Raw genomic sequence first — 19450 nt, 5'->3', positions numbered from 1 at the left:
GGAATGCGTAAGCAGTGGCTGGGGATCTGCATCGCGGCAAGTTTACTTGCGGCCTGCACAAGTGATGATGGTCAGCAACAGGCAACCGTCGCGCCACCGCAGCCTGCGGTTTGTAATGGCCCGATCGTTGAAATCAGCGGCGCCGATCCCGTTTATGAACCGCTAAATGCCAGCGCGAATCAGGATTACGAGCGCGACGGCAAAAGCTACAAAATTGTTCAGGATCCTTCTCGTTTCAGTCAGGCAGGCTTTGCCGCCATTTATGATGCTGAACCCGGTAGTAACCTGACTGCATCAGGCGAAGCCTTTGACCCAATGCAGCTTACCGCGGCGCACCCAACGCTGCCGATCCCAAGCTATGCTCGTATAACGAACCTGGCGAATGGGCGAATGATCGTCGTGAAAATTAACGATCGCGGCCCGTATGGTAATGACCGGGTGATATCTCTGTCCCGCGCATCCGCTGACCGCCTGAACACCTCAAACAATACCAAAGTCCGTATTGATCCGATTATTGTAGCGCAGGATGGTTCGCTGTCCGGCCCAGGCACAGCATGTACCACGGTGGCTAAACAGACTTATGCCCTTCCTGACCGCCCAAATCTTGACGGTGGAATGGGGAGCGCCTCTTCACCAGCAGAGCCTGCTCAGCCTGGTGGGGAGATCCGCGCCATCAGCAATGACACCCTGCAAAGCGATGACTCGACCGGCGCACCGGTAAAGAGTAGCGGCTTCCTTGGCGCACCAACGACCTTAGCCGCAGGCGTGCTGGAAGGCAGTGAACCTACACCAGCACCCGCTCCTGTTACCGCTCCGGCTACCCAGCCAGCTCCTGTAACAGCCCCAGCCGTGACGCAAAGTGCGCCAGTTGCTGCTCCAGCAGCGGCCAGTGGCAGCTATGTGGTTCAGGTAGGCGCAGTGAGCGATCAGGCCCGGGCCAAACAGTATCAGCAGCGTCTGAGCCAGCAGTTTGGCGTACCAGGACGCGTTGAGCAGAATGGCGCGGTCTGGCGTATTCAAATGGGGCCGTTTGCCAGCAAATCGCAGGCAGCGTCCTTGCAGCAGCGTCTGCAGAATGAAGCTCAACTTCAGTCATTTATCGCTGTTGCGAAATAATGAACCGGCGGTATCCGAATTGTCAGTTTGTGTAAAACACATTCACAAACTCATGCTTAAAGTCGGATGCCTGCCTGAATAGCATTTGCTATAGTAGGGCACTTTTTTTAATTCCATCACGGATGTCGTAGTTCTGACCATGAAGACCACTTTTTCCGCTCGTTTTGTGCAGCGCATGGCGCTGACCACGGCCCTTTGCGCTACTGCACTCTCTGCAGCTCACGCCGATGACCTGAATATCAAGACCATGATCCCTGGCGTTCCGCAAATTGATGCTGAATCCTACATCCTGATCGACTACAACTCTGGCAAAGTGCTGGCGGAACAGAACGCCGATGCTCGCCGTGACCCGGCTAGCCTGACCAAAATGATGACCAGCTACGTTATCGGCCAGGCGATGAAAGCGGGTAAATTCAAAGAATCAGATCTGGTCACCATCGGTAATGATGCGTGGGCAACCGGGAACCCTGTTTTCAAAGGTTCCTCGCTGATGTTCCTGAAACCAGGTATGCAGGTTCCTGTTTCTCAGTTGATCCGTGGTATCAACCTGCAGTCTGGTAACGATGCCTGCGTAGCCATGGCCGATTTCGCCGCCGGTAGTCAGGATGCCTTCGTAGGTCTGATGAACAGCTATGTTACGGCGCTGGGTCTGAAAAACAGCCATTTCCAGACCGTGCATGGCCTGGACGCCGATGGCCAGTACAGCTCCGCACGTGATATGGCGCTGATTGGTCAGGCACTGATCCGCGACGTACCTAATGAGTACTCCATCTATAAAGAGAAAGAGTTCACCTTCAACGGTATTCGTCAGACCAACCGTAACGGCTTGCTGTGGGATAACAGCCTGAACGTTGACGGCATCAAAACCGGTCACACCGACAAAGCCGGCTACAACCTGGTGGCCTCTGCGACAGAAGGCCAGATGCGCCTGATCTCCGCCGTGATGGGCGGTCGCACCTTTAAAGGCCGTGAAACAGAAAGCAAAAAACTGCTGACCTGGGGCTTCCGTTTCTTCGAAACCGTAAACCCACTGAAAGCAGGTAAAGAGTTTGCTTCTGAACCTGTCTGGTTCGGCGATAACGACCGTGCCTCCCTCGGCGTTGATAAAGACCTGTACCTGACCATTCCACGCGGTCGAATGAAAGATCTGAAAGCCAGCTATGTACTGAACAGCACCGAACTGCATGCGCCACTGCAGAAAAACCAGGTGGTGGGCACGATCAACTTCCAGCTGGATGGCAAGACTATCGATCAGCGTCCACTGGTTGTCCTGCAAGAAATTCCTGAAGGCAATTTCTTCGGCAAAATCATTGATTACATTAAATTGATGTTCCATCACTGGTTTGGTTAAAAATCGAACACTTGAAAGTGTGATTTTGATCCCCATATACTAAGTATCCTGATAACTCCCACCTGACGTGGGAGTTATTCTTTTTGACGTTACGCCGGAGCTGACATGAAAACCAAACTTAACGAACTGCTTGAATTCCCTACCCCGTTTACCTACAAAGTAATGGGTCTGGCGAAACCTGAGCTGGTTGATCAGGTGGTTGAAGTGGTACAGCGCCATGCGCCGGGTGACTACTCTCCGTCAGTAAAACCAAGCAGCAAGGGCAACTACCACTCGGTTTCTATTACCATCACTGCGACTCACATTGAGCAGGTTGAGACGCTGTACGAAGAACTCGGCAATATCGAAATTGTTCGTATGGTGCTGTAGTCCCTTAGAGGTTACCCGCTTTGCCGGGTAACCCCTCTCCCCGCTGTGATATACTCCCTCTCATCTTATGTCCTTCGTCTTCGGAGACGCAGTTTTGTATCAGGATAAAATTCTGGTCCGTCACCTCGGGCTGCAACCTTATGAGCCTGTCTCCCAGGCTATGCATGACTTCACCGATTCACGCGATGACAGCACCCCTGATGAAATCTGGCTGGTCGAACACCTGCCGGTATTTACACAGGGCCAGGCGGGAAAAGCGGAACACTTATTAATGACGGGTGATATCCCGGTTATTCAGAGCGACCGCGGCGGACAGGTAACGTATCACGGGCCGGGGCAGCAGGTGATGTACGTCCTGCTTAATCTGAAGCGCAGAAAACTGGGTGTGCGTGAACTGGTTACCTTACTGGAACACACTGTCGTCAATACGCTGGCGGAATACGGTATTGACGCTCACCCGCGTGCCGATGCACCTGGTGTCTACGTCGGCGAAATGAAGATCTGCTCTCTGGGACTGCGTATTCGAAAAGGTTGTTCATTTCACGGTCTGGCGTTGAATATTAATATGGATCTTACGCCTTTCCAGCGCATAAATCCCTGTGGCTACGCCGGCATGGAAATGACACAAATGTGCCAGTGGGTCGACACGGCTGCGCCAGAAAATATTCGTCCTGTCCTTTTGAAGCACATGTTAGCGCTACTTAACAATCCACCACACGAATATATCCCTGCTTAATATATTATACAACATGGCTCGATAATTTGACGGGCCAGTGTTTATTTACCGCTTTTACGCTTTACAATAAACCACAGATTCTATATTTTCGAAGCGCCCGAATATTACCGTTACATATTATTTAGCCTCCAGCAAGCGCGATACGCAGGATCTAAGTAACTTGAGTGATAATCACACAACTGTTTGTTTTTGATAGACAAGTAAAACAAAACCAACACTTTACGAATCTCTACAGGCATAATAAATAAATTCAACTATCATTCATAATGTGAATGTATACGGAGTAAAAGCGTGGAGTCTACTAATTTACCAGCTAAACGCCTGAATGAACCTGGTGGCGAAGACAAGCCGCAAATTTTTCGGACTTTACGTAATATTGATCTCAATTTACTGACTATTTTTGAGGCAGTATATGTCCATAAGGGTATCGTTAATGCTGCGAAAATTCTTAATCTCACGCCATCAGCAATAAGTCAGTCAATCCAAAAGCTACGCGCTATATTTCCCGACCCGTTATTTATCCGTAAGGGTCAGGGGGTGACGCCAACGGCTTACGCCACACACCTCCACGAGTACATCAGCCAGGGGCTGGAGTCGATCCTGGGCGCACTGGATTTAACCGGGAGCTATGATAAGCAGAGAACCATCACCATCGGCTGCTCCCCTTCTGTGGGTGTACTGGTGATGCCTGCGATCTTCCAGGCCGTGAAAGAGCAAGTGCCGCAGCTCCTGCTTCGCAATGTGCCTCTCAATGAACCTGATATTCAGCTTGCTCAGTTTCAGACAGACCTGATTATTGATAGCGGCAGCTTTAGCGCCAGAGCACTCGGGCAAAATGTGCTTTATGCAGATAACCTGGTTCTGGTTTGCCGCCAACATCATCCTGCTCTTAGCGAGCCATTGGCCATCGAAAACTTGCGCAACTATGATCATTCATCATTCATGACCGATGGGCAGTCTAATCATGCCCTGCGCCAGCGGATTGATGAAATCTTCCCGGAACGTCAGATCAGTTTCAGCAGTTACAATATGTTTACCACCGCATCCCTGATTGGCAGCAGTGACATGCTCTGTATCATGCCTTCACGCCTGTACAGCCTGCTGCGAAAATGCTGGCCGCTGGAAAGCATTCCCCTCAGTCAACTTAATGCGGAATCTATCGAGATTTCACTGCATTACAACAAACTGAGTTTGCGCGATCCGGTACTGGAAAACGTCATCCGCATTATCCGTCAGGCCTTCTGACAGATTTAGCCAGCACAAGCCCCTGCCAGAGGCAGGGCAAAAGGCACAAAACAACAACTATTTTACAAATTGGCGACCTGGCAGGCTGCTTTAACGACCGTTTCAATGATATACTGCCTGTCGTTCGTTCAAAAATAGTTGATAAATACAACATTCCCTTGAATTGAAACGCTTTCCTTCGATATTCGCAACTGGAACACGCACGCTATGAGTAAACCCATTGTGATGGAACGCGGTGTTAAATACCGCGATGCCGATAAAATGGCCCTTATCCCGGTTAAAAACGTGGCTACAGAGCGCGAGGCGCTGTTAAGAAAACCGGAATGGATGAAAATCAAACTTCCGGCCGACTCTTCGCGTATCCAGGGGATCAAAGCGGCGATGCGCAAGAATGGCCTTCACTCCGTCTGTGAAGAAGCCTCTTGTCCGAACCTTGCTGAATGTTTCAATCACGGCACCGCGACGTTTATGATTCTGGGTGCCATCTGTACCCGCCGCTGCCCGTTCTGCGATGTTGCTCATGGCCGTCCGGTAGCGCCCGACGCTAACGAGCCTCAAAAACTGGCACAGACCATCGCCGACATGGCGCTGCGTTATGTCGTCATCACATCTGTTGACCGTGACGATCTGCGTGATGGGGGTGCTCAGCACTTTGCTGACTGTATTACTGCCATTCGTGAGAAAAGCCCGAACATCAAAATCGAGACGCTGGTTCCTGACTTCCGCGGCCGTATGGACCGTGCGCTGGACATCCTGACCGCGACGCCGCCAGATGTGTTTAACCACAATCTGGAGAACGTACCACGTATCTACCGCCAGGTACGTCCAGGTGCAGATTATAACTGGTCCCTGAAGCTGCTGGAGCGCTTCAAAGAGGCGCATCCGCATATTCCAACCAAGTCTGGCCTGATGGTTGGCCTGGGTGAAACCAATGATGAAATCATTGAGGTAATGCGCGATCTGCGTCGCCACGGCGTCACTATGCTGACGTTGGGACAATATCTGCAGCCAAGCCGCCACCACCTTCCGGTACAGCGCTACGTAAGCCCGGACGAGTTTGATGAGATGAAAGCCGAAGCGATGGCGATGGGCTTTACCCACGCAGCATGCGGCCCATTTGTTCGCTCCTCATACCATGCCGATATGCAAGCGAAAGGCGAAGAAGTTAAATAATTCTGTAATATTCATTTACAGTAATACGAAAAAACCGGCCTCATGAGCCGGTTTTTTTTCGCAAGCCCTCAGGCATTGCTATCACTCTTTGTGAGAAAGCTTGTCTGCCGGGACGTCATCCTCAGCGCTTTTCTTGGCTGCCGCATCATCGTCGTTCATTGCTTTTTTAAAGCCTTTGATGGCAGCCCCCAGGTCACCACCCAGCGTGCGTAACTTCTTGGTACCAAACAGCAGGACGACCAGTGCGGCAACCACCAGCAGTTTGGTAATACTAATCTCACCCATAGATACCTTCTTTACTTAAAACAGGCTGCATTCAGCGCCAAAACCTGATTGTATTAACGGTCATTTGACGCGTGCACACAATAGCAATCTGTAACAAGGTGAATCAAGCATTGTTGAAAAAAACATCACAATAATTGCGGTGGCGCAAACCGACGGTTATGAAGAACAGGTAATTGCTGACGTGCAAGCGCAATCCGTTCTAAATTAATCTCCGCGACCAGCAACACTGGGGTTTCCGCTGCAGCAGCAATCGTCACCCCCAGCGGATCGACCACCCTGCTTTGCCCGATGTTTTTATTACCGCACTCTCCTGCGGCAACGACATAACAAGTGGTATCAAGTGCGCGCGCCGCAAGCAATGTTCCCCAATGATGCTCTTTTAACGGCCCTTTCACCCAAGCCGCAGGCAATACCAGAATGTCCGCCCCTTGTAGCGCCAAATTGAGCGCCAGCTCCGGAAAACGTAAATCGTAGCACGTCGTCAACCCAACCTTAACCCCGTCAATATCCAGTAGCGGCGGAACACAGTTACCGGGATCAACAAGCCGTGACTCCTGAATGCTGAACGCATCATAGAGATGAAGTTTGGCGTAACGTGCGACAATGGCGCCGCCACGGATAGCCACAAGCGTATTGACTGCTCGACCCGGCGTTGAGGGAACATGGATCGTTAATATCGTCGTCATCGTATTACCCGCGCTCTGGGCGAGCAATTGCTGTAAAAATTCACCGTCCAGCAACTGCGCGGACTTCACGGATAAATCCGGGTCATTATCATCCCTGGCCAGCAGCGCCTCAGGGAGCACCAGCAACGACGCGCCTTTCTGCCAGGCCTGCTTCATCAGGTTGACGCACGTGAGCGCATTTTTGTGCCAGTCTGGCGTGACCGCAAACTGTCCAACTGCAACATACATATTTGTCCCCTCATCATAAACAGCGTTAAACTCGCTACTCTTACACATCAAATAGCAGGTATTTAGCGTGTTACAACTACTTTTAGCCGTTTTTATTGGTGGGGGAACGGGTAGCGTTGCGCGATGGTTTCTGAGTATGCGGTTTAACCCCCTTCATCAGGCTATACCCATGGGAACACTTGCCGCAAACCTGATTGGTGCTTTCATTATTGGTATGGGGCTGGCCTGGTTTAACCGAATGACACACATCGACCCGATGTGGAAAGTCCTGATTACGACGGGTTTCTGCGGCGGGTTAACCACCTTCTCGACGTTCTCTGCAGAAGTGGTGTTTCTCTTTCAGGAAGGCCGTATCGGCTGGGCGCTGACGAATATCGCGATTAACATGCTCGGCTCCTTTGCGATGACGGGGATCGCATTCTGGCTATTTTCCTCCGCAAGTACGCATTAACTGTCGAACCGTTAATGTTGCCTTAATTTTTCTCTGTCACTCTGGCTCGAGTGCTGAATGAGGGTGACAGAATGAAACAGAGTCTGATGAGCGCAGGAATGGTGTTGTTAAGCGTGCTGATCGTTGCCAGCTTCCTGAAAATGTATCTGCTTGGCTGATTCAAAACGAAAAAAACCCGCTCTGTGAGCGGGTTTTGAAATTCTTGCTGACGCGTCTGAATTACAGAGCGATTACGTTAGCAGCAGAAGGGCCTTTGGCACCGTTAGTGATTTCGAACTCTACACGCTGACCTTCAGCCAGAGTTTTGAAACCATTAGACTGGATTGCAGAGAAGTGTACGAACACGTCTTTGCTGCCATCTTCAGGAGTAATGAAACCGAATCCTTTGGACTCATTAAACCACTTAACGTTACCTTTAATCTTAGACATCAAAATTACCTTTACATTAAAAAACGACACAAATGCTGTGTCGGTTACCAGTACATCAATTGTGAGACCTTTTGTCCAGCGGATCTTTGATAAAAAGTGACTAAAGTCGCGTTAATTTTCACTGACAGATTTTTATCGCTTATGAATCAACGTCTGCGCGTTTTTTCACCATCATGTAACGTTTTGTCAGTTAAAACTGAAAACGCATCCAGGCGAAGTAAACGTTTCCGTTGTTGTAAGTCCCCGGGATGTAGGTCATCTGGAACGTTGCGGGGCCATAGCCAATAGAGGCAAGCGGAAGCAGCACCGGGATCGGGATGTAATTCCAGTTGTCACGTGCAGTGACGCCGGCGGTATAACCTAAACCAACGTGGAAGTTCTCGTCCGCTAACGGACGCCAGGTTTTCTCCCAGCCATAACCCCCAATCGGTTCCCATTTATTAAACGAATCTTTAAAGGCCATCAGATAGATGCCATGCCAGTTGCCCTTTTCATCCCAGCGCGACTGACCAAAACCAGCCCCCCACGGGCGCTCGTTGTATTTATCTGTCTTCTCTTTGTCATAAGCAAAACGTGCATGCCACGTTATTGCCGGAACATAGAGATCATAATGTTCAGGCGCGGTCCAGGTCTGAGAAACATTATCCGTGAAGGTAGAGAACCAGCCTTTATCCTTTGCGTTGTCCTCTGCCTGTGCAACGGAGGAGAACGTTAACTGCCCAAAAATAAACAACAAAATAGAGAAAAATGTATTACGTACGATCACAATGCAATTACCATTCTTAGTATTCGAGGCAAAGTTTACCATAAATTAGTTTAATCAACGCTTAACAGCATCAGTATTATTCCTAATTATTCGCACTCCTGAGGGAATATTCTTAAAATAGTCCACCAGCAAGCGCGAATAATCACACTAAGAGTGTGTCATTAGCGAATTTATTCCCTGGTAATACAAACACTCAGCAACTTACAAAAAATTAACATTTCATTATCATTGTAAAGACAAATTGCGGTGTTACTACTGGTCAAGCCCCTCATGATATAAATGTATAAGCCGTGGCAAAAACACTGTCTGACTGCTCTTTAGTCATCTATTTATTGATTTTAATCAGCAAGAACAGGCCATTAATTCGGCACATTTTCATCCTTCTTTTTTTGATTATTTGTGCTCAAGGGCAGCAGAGATACAGGGGAAATCATGCTTACGTTAATCGAACTCCTTATTGGGGTCGTCGTCATTGTCGGTGTAGCTCGCTACATCATTAAGGGATACTCGGCAACAGGCGTATTATTTGTCGGTGGTTTAACACTGCTGATTATCAGCGCCATAATGGGTCATCAGGTGTTACCGGCCAGCGCAAGCAGCACGGGTTACACTGCTACCGATATTGTTGAATACATTAAAATATTACTCATGAGCCGCGGCGGCGACCTGGGTATGATGATCATGATGCTGTGCGGGTTTGCGGCCTACATGACCCATATCGGCGCCAACGACATGGTCGTTAAGCTTGCCTCTAAACCCCTGCAATATATTAACTCTCCGTATCTGCTGATGGTCGCAGCCTATTTCCTCGCCTGCCTGATGTCACTGGCCGTTTCGTCGGCAACCGGACTTGGCGTCCTGCTAATGGCCACGCTGTTCCCGGTGATGGTGAATGTCGGTATTAGCCGTGGTGCGGCGGCGGCAATTTGCGCGTCTCCGGCAGCCATTATTCTCTCCCCTACTTCTGGCGACGTCGTGCTGGCGGCAAAGGCAGCGGAAATGTCGCTTATCGACTTTGCCTTTAAAACCACATTGCCAATATCAATTGTTGCTATTGTGGGAATGGGGATTGCGCATTTCTTCTGGCAACGCTATCTCGATAAGAAAGAAAACATCAGCCATGAAATGATGGATGTAAGTGAAATCACCACGACAGCGCCAGCGTTTTACGCCATTCTGCCGTTCACGCCGATTATAGGTGTGCTGATTTTTGACGGTAAATGGGGCCCTCAGCTACATATCATTACCATTCTGGTCATCTGTATGCTGCTGGCCGCAGTGCTGGAATTTGTACGCGGCTTTAATACACAAAAAGTCTTCTCTGGCCTGGAAGTGGCGTATCGCGGTATGGCAGATGCGTTTGCTGGCGTTGTTATGCTGTTGGTTGCCGCGGGTGTCTTTGCCCAGGGGTTGAGCACTATCGGTTTTATTCAGAGCCTGATCTCCATCGCGACCTCATTCGGCTCCGCCAGTATTATCCTGATGCTGGTGCTGGTGGTGCTCACCATGCTGGCGGCCATGACAACGGGTTCCGGTAACGCGCCTTTCTATGCCTTCGTTGAGATGATCCCGAAACTGGCTCACTCTTCCGGGATTAATCCAGCGTATCTTTCCATTCCGATGCTGCAGGCGTCGAACCTGGGTCGTACCATTTCCCCTGTATCCGGCGTCGTCGTCGCCGTTGCCGGGATGGCAAAAATTTCGCCATTCGAAGTGGTAAAACGTACCTCCGTACCGGTTATTGTTGGCCTGATTATCGTGATTATTGCCACGGAGGTGCTGGTTCCCGGTGCCGCTTAAGTTAAATTACGGATATCCAGAAAGCGCCTGCGGGCGCTTTTTGTGCTTTAATAATTTCCAGAAATTAATCATGTTTATTCGATCAGGAAATCACATGTTCAGGAAGGATATCGTAATCCCGTCTGGCGCAATGGCGCTGGCACTTTGTGTCTTCTCCACACAGGCCGATCCGCTCAAGGCAACGCAGTATGGCGATTTCGATCGCTATGTGCTGGCGCTGTCCTGGCAAACCGGGTTTTGTCAGAGCATGGTCGAACGTAACCGCAATGAGCCTGACGAATGCCGACTGCAAAAAGAGCGTGAAAATAAAGCTGATTTTCTGACTGTCCACGGGTTATGGCCTGGTTTGCCGAAATCTATTGCCGCACGTGGCGTGGATGAACGTCGCTGGATGCGCTTCGGCTGCGCCACGCGCCCCATTCCAAATATGCCAGAAGCGAAAGCCAGCCGAAAATGCGCTGCCGCCGAAACCGGACTGTCGCTTTCCGGTGCCGCGAAGCTGAATAGCGTGATGCCCGGCGCAGGTGGTAACTCCTGTCTGGAACGTTACGAATATGCCAAACATGGCGTCTGCTTTGGTTTTGATCCCGATGCCTATTTCGGCACGATGGTGCGAATGAATCAGGAAATAAAAAACAGCGAGGTCGGTAAATTCCTGGCGGATAACTACGGTAAAACCGTTACTCGCAGCGATTTTGACAATGCCGTTGCCAAAAGCTGGAGCAAGGAGAATATCAAAGCGTTCAAGCTGACCTGCAATGGTAATCCGGCTTATCTGACCGAAATGCAGGTTTCGCTGAAGGCTGACACCATTAATAATCCACTTTCTGCGACATCATTTGCACCGCAGCCACATCCTGGTAACTGCGGAACACAATTCGTCATTGATAAGGCGGGTTACTGACCGACTCTGCCGGGCTACCTTGCCCGGCATCCATTCATTTGTGTGATATGAAGACAAACGTCACACTTCCGATCGCACGCATTATTTATCCAGTAATTGCGTGATATGTCTGGTAAACACCCTCGAATCCTCCCCGCCATAATCCCGGTGTCATCTACAGGAGGAAACAGACATGACTAAAAAATTGATCGCCTTGTGCGCATGCCCAATGGGTCTGGCACATACCTTTATGGCCGCTCAGGCACTGGAAGAAGCCGCCGTGGAAGCGGGTTACGAGGTCAAAATCGAAACCCAGGGAGCCGACGGCATCCAGAATCGTTTAACGGCACAGGATATCGCCGAAGCCGACATCATCATCCACGCCATTGCCATCACCCCGGAAGATAACGAGCGCTTTGAAACGCGCGACGTCTATGAAATCACGCTTCAGGACGCCATTAAAAATGCGTCGGGTACCCTGAAAGAGATCGAAGAGATGCTAGCGGCAGAACAACAATAACCTTCACACGCAGGGGTTTCGTCATGGCAATTAAAAAACGCAGTGCGCTTCGCCCGGAAAATCACGAGGGCGACACGCTCGTCATCAAACCCGCGCCTGTTGCCGCGGGCAATACCTTCTGGAAAGAACTTCCTCAGCATATTATGTCGGGTATTTCCCGCATGGTGCCGACGCTCATCATGGGCGGGGTAATTCTCGCTATTTCACAACTTATCGCCTATGTCTGGCTGGAAATTCCGCCGGATACCGGCATTATGGACGCCCTGAACTCGGGTAAATTCACCGGGTTTAACCTCTCCGTGCTGAAATTCGGTTATTTGACCGAATCCTTCGGCGGCCTGCTGTTCAGCTTCGCCATTCCGATGTTCTCGGCGTTTGTCGCGAACTCCATCGGCGGTAAGCTGGCCTTCCCGGCCGGGTTTATTGGCGGCCTGGTCGCCACTCAGCCGACGCTGGTATTGAATTTTGATCCTGAAAAACTCAGCTGGCTTGCCACCAAACCCGTGCCGTCCACCTTTATTGGTGCGCTGATTATTGCGATTGCGGCAGGCTATCTGGTGAAATGGCTGAACACCCGTATTAATGTGCCGCAGTATCTGCTGGCATTCAAAAGTACCTTCCTGATCCCTATTCTGTCGGCCCTGTTCGTGATGCTGGCGATGTACTACGTCATCACTCCGATTGGCGGCTGGTTAAATGCCGGAATGCGTGCCCTGCTGCTCGCCGCAGGTCAGGCCGGTTCGATGATGTATGCCATCGGCATGGCCGCCGCAACCGCCATTGATCTCGGCGGGCCAATCAACAAAGCGGCCGGTTTTGTCGGCCTGGGATTAACCACCGATCATGTGCTGCCGATTACGTCACGCGCCGTAGCCATTGTCATCCCACCGATTGGTCTGGGTCTGGCGACGCTTATCGACCACCGCCTGACCGGCAAACGTCTGTTCAGCCCACAGCTCTATCCGCAAGGGAAAACCGCCATGTTCCTCGCGTTTATGGGGATCAGCGAAGGGGCAATTCCGTTCCTGCTGGAAAACCCGCTCGCTACGCTGCCCGCTTACATGACGGGGGCTATCGCCGGGGCGATGACCGCGACCGCACTCGGTGCCGTTCAGTGGTTCCCGGAATCCGCCATCTGGGCGTGGCCGCTGGTGACGAATCTGAGTGCCTATATCCTCAGCATCCTGGTGGGTGCCGTCATTACTGCCCTGCTGGTGGTGGCTATCCGCAATAACATGCATAAGCGCGGAAAACTCGCCATCGATACGCTGTAACGGAGTTAACAAGATGGATTTACTGACAAGGCTTCGCGACTGGCTGACAGCAGAAAAACTCGATGGCGTGCTGATCACTTCGCGTCAGAACAAACAGCCTCACCTGGGCATTTCAACCGGGTCAGGTTACGTGCTGGTGACGCTAACGGGCGCGCATATCCTCACGGATTTCCGCTACTACAACGATATCGCCTCGCGAACGGTGGGCTACCAGATGCATCTGCTCGATGCCGCTAACCCGCTCAGCGTCGCGATAAATCGCCTTATTGCCGATGAAAACCTCACCGTCATCGGGTTCGAAGGCGATCACGTCAGCTGGCACACCGGCAGCCAGTGGCGAGATGCGCTTCATGCGACGCTTTGCAGTATCTCCCTCGACGATCTGCGGCAAATAAAAAGCGCGGAAGAAATCGCGCATATCCGCGCGGCCTGCCGGATTGCTGACAGTGCCGCGCACCATATCCGGCGTTTTATTCAGCCTGGAATGCGCGAGCGCGACGTTGCCGCGGAGCTGGAGTGGTTTATGAAACAACAGGGGGCGGATAAATCCTCTTTTGACACCATCGTTGCCAGCGGTCCGCGCGGGGCACTGCCGCACGGGAAAGCGTCTGACAAAGTAATAATGGCCGGAGAACTTGTCACCCTCGATTTTGGCGCCCAACACCAGGGATATTGTTCGGATATGACGAGGACGTTCCTTGTCGCCGGGCTTAACCAGAGTCCAGAGGATCACCCGCTTTATGCCATCTACCAGACAGTTCTGGACGCTCAGCTCGCCGCAATCCAGGCGATTCGCCCGGGCGTTCCCTGCCATCGGGTTGATAGCGCGGCGCGCTCCGTTATCGAGCGTGCCGGTTACGGCCCACAGTTCGGTCACAATACCGGGCACGCCATCGGTATCGATGTCCATGAAAATCCACGCTTCTCCCCGACCGATACCACACGCCTGCGGCCCGGCATGTTGCTGACCGTCGAACCCGGCATCTATCTCGACGGTCTGGGCGGAGTGCGGATTGAAGATGTGGTACTGGTGACCGAAACGGGCGCAGAGGTGCTCTACACCATGGACAAAACACTGATGCTGACGGGGGAACACTGATGGACAGAGAATTACTGCGCGCGTTGAGCGAAGCCGATGCCATAGCCGCCTCAGAGCAGGAGGTGCGCAACATCCTGATCGCCCAAGCGCATAAGTACCACAAAGAGGTGCAGTTTGACGGCCTCGGTTCCGTCCTTATTCGTGTTAACCAGAATAACGGGCCGAAGGTGATGATTTGCGCCCATATGGATGAAGTCGGTTTTATGGTACGCAGCATATCCCGGGAAGGGGCTATCGATGTCCTGCCCATTGGCAATGTACGCATGATGGCACGCACACTTCAGCCGGTACGTATCACCACGCGAGCTGGCGTCAAAATACATGGTCTGCTGGATGGGGATGTGAAAGGCAATACGGTCGAAAACCTGCGCGTTGATATTGGCGCAACCTCGGCGGAAGAGGTATTTGCCAGTGGCATTGATGCAGGCGACTCAGTCACCTTTGATACACCTTTTCACCGCCTTCCTCACAACCGGGTGATGGGCAAAGCCTTCGATGATCGTCTGGGCTGTTACCTGTTAATCACCCTTTTGCGCGAACTGCACCAGGCTCCGCTCGACTGCGAGCTCTGGCTGGTGGCAAGTTCCAGTGAAGAAGTGGGCTTGCGCGGCGGGCAGACCGCCAGCCAGGTTGTTCATCCTGATATCGCGCTGGTGCTCGATACCGCCTGCTGGTCAAAAAACTTCGATTATGGCAACGCAAACCACCGCCAGATTGGCGCAGGGCCGATGCTGGTGCTGTATGACAAAACGCTTATTGCACCGCCAAAGCTGACGGCGTTCATTGAAAAGGTGGCGCGTCCATTAGGGATCCCGCTGCAAAAAGATATGTTCAGCAACGGCGGCACCGACGGCGGTGCGGTTCACCTCTCAGGCACAGGCGTGCCGACCGTGGTGCTGGGTCCCCCGACCCGACACGGGCATTGCGCGGCATCCATTGCCGATGAAACAGACATTGACCACACCCATCAACTGCTTGTCGCGCTGGCGGCAAGCATGAACCGTGAGACCGTGGCTCATCTGACGGATTTCAGATGCTGATCTCACGCAGTCAGGAGGAAGTATGCTTTCGATTGAGTTTTTCTGCCCGCTCCCCAACGGCCTGCACGCCCGTCCGGCCTGGGCGTTAAAAGAGCAGTGCAACGCGTGGCGCAGCGATATTCGCTTTATCAATAAGCGGCTCAACACCCACGCCGATGGCAAAAGTTCGCTGGCACTTATCAGTACAGGCACGTTGTTTAACGACAGTTGCGTGCTGGAAATCAGCGGCAGCGACGAAGAGCAGGCCAGACGCGCGCTTGAGCTGTACGTGAATTCGGCCTTTATCGACAGCGACAGTATTCCCTCTGGCGATGCGCCGCACGTTGCGCATCCCCTTCCCCGCTCGCTCGTGCGGCTTAATCCGCAACTTCACCATGCCGTCACGCTGGCCAGCGGCATTGGCGCCGGTACATTGCGGGGCTGGCAGAGCGATAACCTGCAACGTTATCGGCAGAATCCGGCGTCCCCGGAAGATATTACTCGCCTGGAACACAGCCTTGCGACGCTTGCAGAACAACTCAACCAGCGCCTGCGCGGGCTGGGCGGCGAAAGTAAAACGATAATCAGCGCCCATCTGTCTCTGATTCAGGATGACGAGTTCGGCGGCAACATCCGCCGTCTGATGAATGAAGAACGTCTGAGCCTTGCAGAAGCGATCATTCGCAACATGGAGCAGATCTGCAATAAGCTTTCGCTCTCGGCAAGCAACTACCTTCGCGAGCGCGTCAGTGATATCCGCGACATTACTGAACAGCTGCTGAGCATCACCTGGCCTGAGCTTCAGCCTGCATCGACCTTTATCATGAGCGAGCCGACCATCCTGGTGGCGGAAGATTTAACCCCAAGCCAGTTTTTAAGTCTCGATACCCGGTATTTGAAAGGGATGGTACTGGAGAAAACGGGCCGGACCTCGCACACCTTAATTCTCGCCCGCGCCGCCTCGATTCCTGTGCTGAGCGGCATGACGGTGGCCTCGCTGGAACCCTTTACAGGAAAACCGGTGATTCTGGATGGCGTCTGTAGCGTACTGGTCATGGAGCCCAACGAGGCCGTGACTCACTACTATAGCGTGGCGCAACGCCTCGCTGATATTCGCCACCAGCAGCAAATAAAAGACGCCGGGTTACCAGCCCTTACCCGGGATAACGTTCCGGTAGATATCGCCGCGAATATCGGCAGCGCACTGGAAGCACCCGGCGCATTCGCCTGTGGAGCGCAGGGGGTTGGCCTGTTTCGGACTGAAATGCTCTACATGGATCGCGATACGGCCCCGGACGAGCAGGAACAATTTGAAGCCTACCAGCAGGTGTTGCTCTCAGCGGTTGGTAAACCGGTTATCTTCCGCACGATGGATATTGGCGGCGATAAGCAGATCCCGTACCTCAATATCCCGCAGGAAGATAATCCATTCCTCGGCTATCGTGCAGTGCGCATATACCCGGAATTTGCTCATCTTTTTCGCACTCAGCTTCGCGCAATTTTACGCGCGGGTGCCAGCGGCAATGCGCTGTTAATGATCCCGATGGTGCATAGCCTTGATCAAATTTTATGGGTCAAACAGGTGTTGCAAAACGTCCGTGAAGAGCTGACATCGCAAGGGTTGCGGCATACCTCACATCTGCCGTTGGGGATTATGGTCGAAGTGCCTTCCGTCTGTTTTATCATCGACCACTTCTGCGATGAGGTCGATTTTTTCAGCATTGGTTCAAACGATATGACCCAGTATCTTTACGCGGTTGATCGCAACAACCCGCGCGTATCCCCGCTCTATAACCCGATCACCCCATCGTTTTTACGCATGGTGCGCCAGATTGTTAGCGCCGCGCATCGCCACGGAAAATGGGTCGGGATATGCGGCGAACTCGGTGGCGAACGTCGTTATCTTCCTCTGCTTCTGGGTCTGGGCATTGATGAGTTCAGCATGAGCGGGCCTCGTATTCCGGCGGTGAAAGCCCAACTTCGCGTGCTTGAAAGCGATGCCTGCCGGGAACTCGCAGAGCAAGCCTGTGAATGCCGCAGCTCGGAGGAAATAGAGACGCTGCTGGGTGATTTCACCCCAGAAGAACCGCCACGCCCGCTACTGGCCCTGGAAACCATCGTATTCAACGAACCGCTCACCTCAAAAGAGCAGGTGCTCCAGTTCCTGTGCGGTAATCTGGCTATTCAGGGGCGCACGGAGAATCCGCTGGAGCTGGAAGAAGATCTCTGGCAGCGCGAAGAGATTGTTACGACTGCTGTCGGGTTTGGCGTGGCCATTCCGCACACCAAATCGCAGTGGATCCGCCACTCTAGTATTAGCATCGCTCGCCTGGAAAAGCCGATTGACTGGGAGTCGGATATGGGTGAGGTCGAGCTGGTTATCATGCTAACGCTCGGCACCCAGGAAGGGATTAACCACGTCAAAGTCTTCTCTCAGCTGGCACGTAAGCTGGTCAATAAGGCGTTTCGTGAGGCGCTGTTCGCGGCGGATTCTCCGCATAGCCTCCTGGCATTGCTGAACGCCGAAATCAGCGTTTGATCGCTACTGAAAACGCGCGCGGTACTCCCCCGGCGTCAGCCCAAACTGACGTCGGAACAGCCGGGAAAAATAGTCGCTGTCGGGATAACCGCAGCGCTTCGCCACTTCACTGACCGGCAGATGGTATTTTTGCAGGATCGTTCGGGCTTTTCCCATCCTTACCCAGCGAACATAATCCACAAAACTCATGGTGCCCTGCTGTGAGAACAGGCGTGAAAGATGATTGGGGGAAATATTAAACAATGCGGCGACGCTCTCACGCGAAATCGCTTCCGCATAATTTTCCTGCAACCAGTTGCAGATGCTTTGATAAAGGAAATCGCCACGGGAGAGACCTTTTTCCTGGCGAAGAGAGACGACCTTACGACACCAGTGAAGCAGACTAAGCACCAGCGGCTGAATGATTTCCTGATCCTGAGGTGATGCGCTCAGATGCGTGAGCGCCATCAGCATCGCCGCGCACTCACCTCTTTCCAGGTGAGGAAGTTCGACTTTCCGCTGCGGCTGCCCACTCCGGTGAGCCTGAAATGCCAGTCCAAGCCAGGAAGATGCAAAAACAATGCTCAACAGCATCACCGGCTTTTCAAACACCGGCATCGTTGCCGCCTGAGCAGGAATAAAGAGCATCTCTCCCTGACGGATCGCCTTTTGTTCGGGGAGCAATGGGTTGCCATAAACACCGCGCAGCACCACATCAAGCCGCGGCCATTTAGAGCGGAAACACCCAGCGGGAACTGAAGCGGGCGAGTTCGCAAACCAGACCCGCCCCAGTTGCTGTGGGTTCAGCACCAGCCCGCTAAGCAGGTCAGCGAAAAACTGCTGATCGGCGGGAAGCGGGCTATCTGGCATCTTATCCCCTGCGCGCATCAGGACGCACCAGGTCAAAGCGGTGGCTGTCACTGATGGAATAGTAAGCCGTCGGCCCACCCGCACGCAGGATGGGCTGCGCTTTCGCCGTCTGGTATATCCCCTCTTCCAGCAGCGTTTCGGCAATGTGAATACCGACCACCTCTCCCAATACCAGCCAGGTGTCTACCGGCGTACCATCGGCCCCGGTCAACTGAATGCACTGCGACAGGCGACACTCAAAGTTCACCGGGCTTTCTGCCACACGTGGCGCGCGCACCAACTGGCCGGTCGCAGGCGTCAACCCGGCAAAGGTAAATTCATCTTCCCCGTGAGGAAGTGTGGCGGAGGTTTCATTCATTGCTTCGGCTAAATCGCGCGTCGCCAGGTTCCAGACGAACTCTTTTGTTTCGGTAATATTACGCACGCTGTCCTTCCAGCCATTGCTGGAAAAACCGATGATCGGCGGGCGATAGTTAAAGCAGTTAAAGAAGCTATACGGTGCGAGGTTCAGTTGACCTGCATGGTCGCAGGATGAGATCCAGCCAATCGGACGTGGGCCAATAATGGCGTTCAGCGGGTCATGCGGCAGGCCGTGTCCCTGAGACGGTTGGTAGAAGTACATAGTTTTCTCT

20 protein-coding genes are annotated in these 19450 nt (G+C 52.5%); 14 read left to right on the top strand and 6 right to left on the bottom strand.

The window, feature by feature from the left end:
- The first annotated feature begins 3 nt into the window (after nucleotides 1-3).
- The 6 genes from rlpA (at nucleotide 4) to lipA (ending at nucleotide 5990) form a co-directional block, all read left to right on the top strand.
- Entirely contained in the window at nucleotides 4-1116 is a 1113-nt protein-coding gene (rlpA, locus tag ACLHV9_RS06675; RefSeq protein ID WP_049007946.1) for an endolytic peptidoglycan transglycosylase RlpA, read from the top strand.
- Nucleotides 1117-1255: 139 nt separating this feature from the next.
- On the top strand, nucleotides 1256-2467 hold the full coding sequence (gene dacA / locus ACLHV9_RS06670; RefSeq protein ID WP_028019477.1) for a D-alanyl-D-alanine carboxypeptidase DacA: 1212 nt from the start codon (nucleotides 1256-1258) through the stop codon (nucleotides 2465-2467).
- Between the two features lie 105 nt (nucleotides 2468-2572).
- Nucleotides 2573-2836, top strand: coding sequence for a DUF493 family protein YbeD (gene ybeD / locus ACLHV9_RS06665; protein WP_003858718.1), 264 nt, complete (start codon nucleotides 2573-2575; stop codon nucleotides 2834-2836).
- A 94-nt stretch (nucleotides 2837-2930) separates the two neighbouring features.
- Nucleotides 2931-3572 (top strand): lipoyl(octanoyl) transferase LipB, encoded by a 642-nt coding sequence (gene lipB / locus ACLHV9_RS06660; protein ID WP_028019478.1) that lies wholly within the window; start codon nucleotides 2931-2933, stop codon nucleotides 3570-3572.
- 291 nt (nucleotides 3573-3863) lie between these two features.
- Nucleotides 3864-4817: a YbeF family transcriptional regulator gene (locus ACLHV9_RS06655; RefSeq protein ID WP_032667026.1), complete on the top strand. Its 954-nt coding sequence runs from the start codon at nucleotides 3864-3866 to the stop codon at nucleotides 4815-4817.
- Nucleotides 4818-5024: 207 nt separating this feature from the next.
- A complete protein-coding gene (gene lipA / locus ACLHV9_RS06650; RefSeq protein ID WP_028019480.1) occupies nucleotides 5025-5990 on the top strand; it encodes a lipoyl synthase in 966 nt (321 codons plus the stop codon).
- 81 nt (nucleotides 5991-6071) lie between these two features.
- On the opposite strand, the gene tatE is transcribed toward lipA, so the two are convergent.
- Nucleotides 6072-6275, bottom strand: a complete 204-nt coding sequence (gene tatE, locus ACLHV9_RS06645; RefSeq protein ID WP_023310742.1) for a twin-arginine translocase subunit TatE — start codon at nucleotides 6273-6275, stop codon at nucleotides 6072-6074.
- 125 nt (nucleotides 6276-6400) lie between these two features.
- Entirely contained in the window at nucleotides 6401-7189 is a 789-nt protein-coding gene (locus tag ACLHV9_RS06640; RefSeq protein ID WP_407220308.1) for a deaminated glutathione amidase, read from the bottom strand.
- 67 nt (nucleotides 7190-7256) lie between these two features.
- On the opposite strand from ACLHV9_RS06640, the gene crcB reads away from it, so the two are divergent.
- A complete protein-coding gene (gene crcB, locus ACLHV9_RS06635) occupies nucleotides 7257-7640 on the top strand; it encodes a fluoride efflux transporter CrcB (protein WP_028019482.1) in 384 nt (127 codons plus the stop codon).
- Between the two features lie 219 nt (nucleotides 7641-7859).
- Here the strand turns inward: crcB and cspE are convergent, their stop codons facing one another.
- Nucleotides 7860-8069, bottom strand: coding sequence for a transcription antiterminator/RNA stability regulator CspE (gene cspE, locus ACLHV9_RS06630; protein WP_002439184.1), 210 nt, complete (start codon nucleotides 8067-8069; stop codon nucleotides 7860-7862).
- Between the two features lie 190 nt (nucleotides 8070-8259).
- Nucleotides 8260-8877, bottom strand: coding sequence for a lipid IV(A) palmitoyltransferase PagP (pagP, locus tag ACLHV9_RS06625; protein WP_164881335.1), 618 nt, complete (start codon nucleotides 8875-8877; stop codon nucleotides 8260-8262).
- A 390-nt stretch (nucleotides 8878-9267) separates the two neighbouring features.
- On the opposite strand from pagP, the gene dcuC reads away from it, so the two are divergent.
- The 7 genes from dcuC (at nucleotide 9268) to ptsP (ending at nucleotide 17969) form a co-directional block, all read left to right on the top strand.
- Nucleotides 9268-10635, top strand: coding sequence for an anaerobic C4-dicarboxylate transporter DcuC (gene dcuC, locus ACLHV9_RS06620; RefSeq protein WP_049008070.1), 1368 nt, complete (start codon nucleotides 9268-9270; stop codon nucleotides 10633-10635).
- A gap of 94 nt (nucleotides 10636-10729) precedes the next feature.
- Nucleotides 10730-11539 carry a ribonuclease I gene (gene rna / locus ACLHV9_RS06615; RefSeq protein ID WP_032667027.1) on the top strand — a complete coding sequence of 270 codons (810 nt, stop codon included), beginning with the start codon at nucleotides 10730-10732 and terminating at the stop codon, nucleotides 11537-11539.
- A gap of 172 nt (nucleotides 11540-11711) precedes the next feature.
- A complete protein-coding gene (locus tag ACLHV9_RS06610) occupies nucleotides 11712-12038 on the top strand; it encodes a PTS fructose transporter subunit IIB (protein ID WP_049008068.1) in 327 nt (108 codons plus the stop codon).
- 23 nt (nucleotides 12039-12061) lie between these two features.
- A complete protein-coding gene (locus tag ACLHV9_RS06605; RefSeq protein ID WP_108090599.1) occupies nucleotides 12062-13312 on the top strand; it encodes a PTS fructose transporter subunit IIC in 1251 nt (416 codons plus the stop codon).
- A gap of 13 nt (nucleotides 13313-13325) precedes the next feature.
- Nucleotides 13326-14411: an aminopeptidase gene (gene ypdF, locus ACLHV9_RS06600; protein WP_407220307.1), complete on the top strand. Its 1086-nt coding sequence runs from the start codon at nucleotides 13326-13328 to the stop codon at nucleotides 14409-14411.
- A complete protein-coding gene (gene ypdE, locus ACLHV9_RS06595; RefSeq protein ID WP_108090601.1) occupies nucleotides 14411-15451 on the top strand; it encodes an aminopeptidase in 1041 nt (346 codons plus the stop codon). The genes ypdF and ypdE overlap by 1 nt, the downstream gene beginning before the upstream one ends.
- Before the next feature lie 22 nt (nucleotides 15452-15473).
- On the top strand, nucleotides 15474-17969 hold the full coding sequence (ptsP, locus tag ACLHV9_RS06590) for a phosphoenolpyruvate--protein phosphotransferase (RefSeq protein WP_108090602.1): 2496 nt from the start codon (nucleotides 15474-15476) through the stop codon (nucleotides 17967-17969).
- Between the two features lie 3 nt (nucleotides 17970-17972).
- Here ptsP and ACLHV9_RS06585 read toward each other — a convergent pair whose 3' ends face one another.
- A complete protein-coding gene (locus ACLHV9_RS06585; RefSeq protein WP_407220306.1) occupies nucleotides 17973-18818 on the bottom strand; it encodes a helix-turn-helix transcriptional regulator in 846 nt (281 codons plus the stop codon).
- Between the two features lies 1 nt (nucleotide 18819).
- The gene (locus ACLHV9_RS06580) at nucleotides 18820-19440 is read right to left on the bottom strand and encodes a flavin reductase family protein (RefSeq protein WP_049008058.1); all 621 of its coding nucleotides are present in this window, start codon (nucleotides 19438-19440) and stop codon (nucleotides 18820-18822) included.
- Between the last annotated feature and the right edge of the window lie 10 nt (nucleotides 19441-19450).

The sequence above is a fragment of the Enterobacter sp. CPE_E890 genome (assembly GCF_046521475.1).
Lineage (GTDB): Bacteria > Pseudomonadota > Gammaproteobacteria > Enterobacterales > Enterobacteriaceae > Enterobacter > Enterobacter adelaidei.
Note: the sequence above shows the minus strand (reverse complement) of the source record. Positions and strands in the feature narration are given on the sequence as shown.

What these genes read in the sequence shown, in the direction of transcription:
- rlpA (WP_049007946.1), top strand. Translation starts at nt 4, where the DNA reads ATGCGTAAGCAGTGGCTGGGGATCTGCATCGCGGCAAGTTTACTTGCG.
- dacA (WP_028019477.1), top strand. Translation starts at nt 1,256, where the DNA reads ATGAAGACCACTTTTTCCGCTCGTTTTGTGCAGCGCATGGCGCTGACC.
- ybeD (WP_003858718.1), top strand. Translation starts at nt 2,573, where the DNA reads ATGAAAACCAAACTTAACGAACTGCTTGAATTCCCTACCCCGTTTACC.
- lipA (WP_028019480.1), top strand. Translation starts at nt 5,025, where the DNA reads ATGAGTAAACCCATTGTGATGGAACGCGGTGTTAAATACCGCGATGCC.
- tatE (WP_023310742.1), bottom strand. Translation starts at nt 6,275, where the DNA reads ATGGGTGAGATTAGTATTACCAAACTGCTGGTGGTTGCCGCACTGGTC.
- ACLHV9_RS06640 (WP_407220308.1), bottom strand. Translation starts at nt 7,189, where the DNA reads ATGTATGTTGCAGTTGGACAGTTTGCGGTCACGCCAGACTGGCACAAA.
- cspE (WP_002439184.1), bottom strand. Translation starts at nt 8,069, where the DNA reads ATGTCTAAGATTAAAGGTAACGTTAAGTGGTTTAATGAGTCCAAAGGA.
- pagP (WP_164881335.1), bottom strand. Translation starts at nt 8,877, where the DNA reads ATGGTAAACTTTGCCTCGAATACTAAGAATGGTAATTGCATTGTGATC.
- dcuC (WP_049008070.1), top strand. Translation starts at nt 9,268, where the DNA reads ATGCTTACGTTAATCGAACTCCTTATTGGGGTCGTCGTCATTGTCGGT.
- rna (WP_032667027.1), top strand. Translation starts at nt 10,730, where the DNA reads ATGTTCAGGAAGGATATCGTAATCCCGTCTGGCGCAATGGCGCTGGCA.
- ACLHV9_RS06610 (WP_049008068.1), top strand. Translation starts at nt 11,712, where the DNA reads ATGACTAAAAAATTGATCGCCTTGTGCGCATGCCCAATGGGTCTGGCA.
- ACLHV9_RS06605 (WP_108090599.1), top strand. Translation starts at nt 12,062, where the DNA reads ATGGCAATTAAAAAACGCAGTGCGCTTCGCCCGGAAAATCACGAGGGC.
- ypdF (WP_407220307.1), top strand. Translation starts at nt 13,326, where the DNA reads ATGGATTTACTGACAAGGCTTCGCGACTGGCTGACAGCAGAAAAACTC.
- ypdE (WP_108090601.1), top strand. Translation starts at nt 14,411, where the DNA reads ATGGACAGAGAATTACTGCGCGCGTTGAGCGAAGCCGATGCCATAGCC.
- ptsP (WP_108090602.1), top strand. Translation starts at nt 15,474, where the DNA reads ATGCTTTCGATTGAGTTTTTCTGCCCGCTCCCCAACGGCCTGCACGCC.
- ACLHV9_RS06585 (WP_407220306.1), bottom strand. Translation starts at nt 18,818, where the DNA reads ATGCCAGATAGCCCGCTTCCCGCCGATCAGCAGTTTTTCGCTGACCTG.
- ACLHV9_RS06580 (WP_049008058.1), bottom strand. Translation starts at nt 19,440, where the DNA reads ATGTACTTCTACCAACCGTCTCAGGGACACGGCCTGCCGCATGACCCG.